The organism is Enterobacter sp. HMSC16D10 (genome assembly GCF_001807145.1).
GTDB lineage: Bacteria > Pseudomonadota > Gammaproteobacteria > Enterobacterales > Enterobacteriaceae > Enterobacter > Enterobacter roggenkampii.
Map to the genome: position 1 here is coordinate 1 of NZ_KV787837.1, position 3474 is coordinate 3474.

Here is a 3474-nt window from a genome sequence, read left to right on the forward strand (position 1 = left end):
CCCGGGAGCAGATGACGTCCATCTCCGATGATGCGCAGAAGGCGACCGCAAACCCGGCCGATCTCCAGGCGCAAATCAAGCTGCTGGAACAGCAACTGACGGATCTCAAAAAATCAGTGCTGCTGCTCAGCGCGCCGGATGGAATGGCACTGACCAGCGGACAGCATCTGCAGGTATCTGCCGGGCAGAACCTGATAGCCACTGCCGGAAAAAATGCAGACGTCAGCGTGGTGAAAAATCTGTTTATCGGGGTGGGCAATGCCCTGAGCGTGTTTGTTCGTAAGCTGGGGATCAAGCTCATCGCGAACCAGGGGCCGGTGCAGGTACAGGCCCAGAACGATCTGATGGCATTGCTGGCACGAAAAGAAATCAGCATCGTCAGCACGGAAGATGAAATCAAAATCATCGCGAAGAAGAAGCTGACGGTAAACGGTGGGGGGAGTTACATAACTCTGGATGTCAATGCTATTGAATCAGCCACTATGGGAGATTTCAGGACAAGAGCAGGGCATTACGCGAGACAGACGAGAGCGCAGCATAAGCCTGATATTTCACCTTTAGCCAATGCTATAGATGATGGCAGCCATAATATTCGTTATTTGTGTGTAGATGATAATGGAGTACCGATGCTTAATACCCCATACAAGGCATTTCTGGCTGATGGTTCAGTAATAGAGGGTGTTAGTGATGGTGAGGGGTATACGAAGTTGTTTACGTCTGCACAGACTCAGGATGTTCTGCTACATATGATGCCGGAGGCTATTAATGCCTAAGTATAATATTTATACAAAAATTGAATCGAATGTTTCAGCAGTCGACCTTTTTTATGATCTCAATGTGTATAGAACTGATGCCAATAATAAAAAACATATGCTACTGTCAGTGGCGCAACAACCAGTAACCCCAAATTATCAAACTCAGTCCCATGAAACGAATGAAACTGAGGATGATCTGTCTGTAATCTACATTATGGAAATGAACTTGTATCGCAAGCACGGCGGTAAGTTGGTTTCTGTGCTTTCATCGCCTGCGAAAAAAATGTACACACTTGGTGAAATGGCATCAGGGCAAGCGTACTCTAAAAATAAACGCGAAAACGTCTGCTATTTTGAGACTAAAGCGCAGACAAAGCCGGTTAATGATAACGAAGATGACAATATCCATAGCGTACAGATAACTTGTCTGGAAAGAGCATTTATAGCAAAAGAACATCCTATCGGTAGTGCTGATGATCCATTCGATAGAAAAAAGATCGAGAGCCAGATTGCATCAAGAATGAATTATGTCAGTTATCCTAATCAAGGGGGGACTAGCTTGTGCGGACCTGCATCATTTTTTTATTGTCTGCAGATGGATAGGCCGGATGTTTATAAACAAGCAGCTATTGAACTTTGGTTGCATGGGAAAACAAAAATAAGCGCATTGGAGATCTTGCCAGGAGACGGATGTAGGCATCCCAAAGGTAGTTTTTATGATGATTACGGTAGAGAGACAGTATCAGGCCTGGACTGGATTACATTGGCTAGCTTGAGGGATTCTGAAAATTCACTAATGAGTTATGATGAAGTGAATGATCAGGTCGCAGGAATAACTATGTGGGGGAAATTGAGTGAATGGTTTGAGAAAGCAGGATATGAGAAAATATTCGACAATATAAGTCTCTCGCATTCAAATCTAAAAGATATTATAAATATGAATAACTTTATTGGCAAAGGATATAAAGTTGTAAGCTTAATCTCTGCTGGCATGCTATCGGATTTTCCTGGTGATAGCTCATCAAAGAATCATTGGATAGTTTGGACTGAACAAGTGAAGTGCAGTAATGGAGTAGTTATATCTGAACGCACCTCCAGTGAAGATGTTGTGGATTTAAATCTATTCTCGTGGGGGACTGTTGGAAGTCAACTGAAGAATAACATTAGTTTGGATTCTTTTATAAAACATACATTTGGAGGGTTGGTTTTTAGACCAATTAAATAATATATGCTTTATAAAATGGTTATATGTTCCATTATTTTATTGAGTGCATCATGCTCTTCATCTCATGTTGATTATAATCCACCTGGAGATTCCTTGCCGAATGGAAAAGTCGGTGTGATTTATAAACAAGAGATTACTATCGGAGCTGGTCTAGAGGATAATCCAGCATTTCTGACTGATAAAAATGCAAGCGTAAATATCTATCCCTCTGATATAGGATTGTATGTAGTAACTACAAATAAAAGAAAAGATGGATTGCCTATATACAATCATATTATTATTACTGGGGTGCCATTAAAATCAGGTGAGGTGAAGGTTTCTATATCTGGCTATACTTATGGCTCTATGTACACGAAAACTAGTAGAATTGATAAAACCTATTCATTAGAGATTAAATAAATTCAAGACCAGCTCGATCGATTAGTGATGTTTTAATTGAACTGAAGCTTTTTTCTTGGGATGAAGTTAAAGATAATTCTCTTCTAGTATCATTAACATTAGGTGAATTTCTAAGCCATACTTTTGGGGGAATGGTATTTAAAAAAATACCATAATCAAAAATGAATCATTGTCTAACAGCTTTTGTAATTTCTTTGTTTTTGACTGGGTGTAGCAATCACCTTAGATTTGAACCCAACAAGTTGCCAGATGGATATATAGGTCAGGAGTATTATGTCCCAATCACCATCTCTGGAGGTACAGGACCGGTTGTTGATTTAAGTTATGAAATTCATCCATCAGATTCTGGACTGAAACTGGTGTTCGCTGAAAAAAATATTACACCAAACATATATATGATAATTTTACTATAGAAGGAAAGCCTAAGTTACAAGGAATTGTAACCATCAATATTAGGGGGGTTGTTGCTAGTGCTGGGCAGTATTTTCAAAAAAAATATGAGATTAATGTTCAGAAATAAACTAATAATAAGATCTTACCTTGTATATTAAACAATTTTAAAGAGTCATGATCTTTCTTCATGAGCGCTAAAAGATCAGTCGGTGACTAACTCACTTAATGCATGTCTGGTCTTTCAGAACATAATTTCTCTGCCGATGTGAAGGAATACAATGAGCAACAATCCTCCGTTAAGATTCAGTCATAACCACCACCTGCTTTCGGTGAAGGGCTGTGACGCAGAGTCCGATGTGCTGGCGTTTGAAGGTGATGAAGCCCTGAGCACGCCTTTCAGCTACCGTATTGAGTTCACCAGCGGTAACCACGCCATCAGCAGGGAGATGATGCTGATGAAGCCCGGCTCGCTGACGCTGCAGGCCCCGGTTGACCAGGGTTACGGCATCAAAGTCCAGCAGCCGGTGCGGGTGATTCAGGGGGTGGTGACCGGTTTTGAGCGCCTGGGCACGTCAAAAGACGAAACGCATTACGCCCTGACCCTCCAGCCACGCCTGGCGCTGCTTGACCGTTCGCACCAGAACGCCATTTATCAGGACATGGCTGTCCCGCAAATCGTGGAAAAAATCCTGCGCGAGCGCC

4 protein-coding genes are annotated in these 3474 nt (G+C 41.8%); all 4 read left to right on the forward strand.

The genetic code is table 11. The features are described 5' to 3' along the window. A partial coding sequence (locus HMPREF3143_RS04380) for a DUF2345 domain-containing protein (protein ID WP_139145850.1) occupies positions 1-773 on the forward strand: 773 nt, incomplete at its 5' end. Further along, on the forward strand, positions 766-1980 hold the full coding sequence (locus HMPREF3143_RS04385; RefSeq protein ID WP_045334236.1) for a hypothetical protein: 1215 nt from the start codon (positions 766-768) through the stop codon (positions 1978-1980). The genes HMPREF3143_RS04380 and HMPREF3143_RS04385, both read left to right, overlap by 8 nt. Before the next feature lie 93 nt (positions 1981-2073). Next, on the forward strand, positions 2074-2379 hold the full coding sequence (locus HMPREF3143_RS25465) for a hypothetical protein (protein ID WP_129694129.1): 306 nt from the start codon (positions 2074-2076) through the stop codon (positions 2377-2379). Positions 2380-3050: 671 nt separating this feature from the next. Then, positions 3051-3474, forward strand: a 424-nt coding sequence (locus tag HMPREF3143_RS26180; protein WP_254668415.1) for a contractile injection system protein, VgrG/Pvc8 family, incomplete at its 3' end; no start/stop codon positions are given.

What these genes read in the sequence shown, in the direction of transcription:
- HMPREF3143_RS04385 (WP_045334236.1), top strand. Translation starts at nt 766, where the DNA reads ATGCCTAAGTATAATATTTATACAAAAATTGAATCGAATGTTTCAGCA.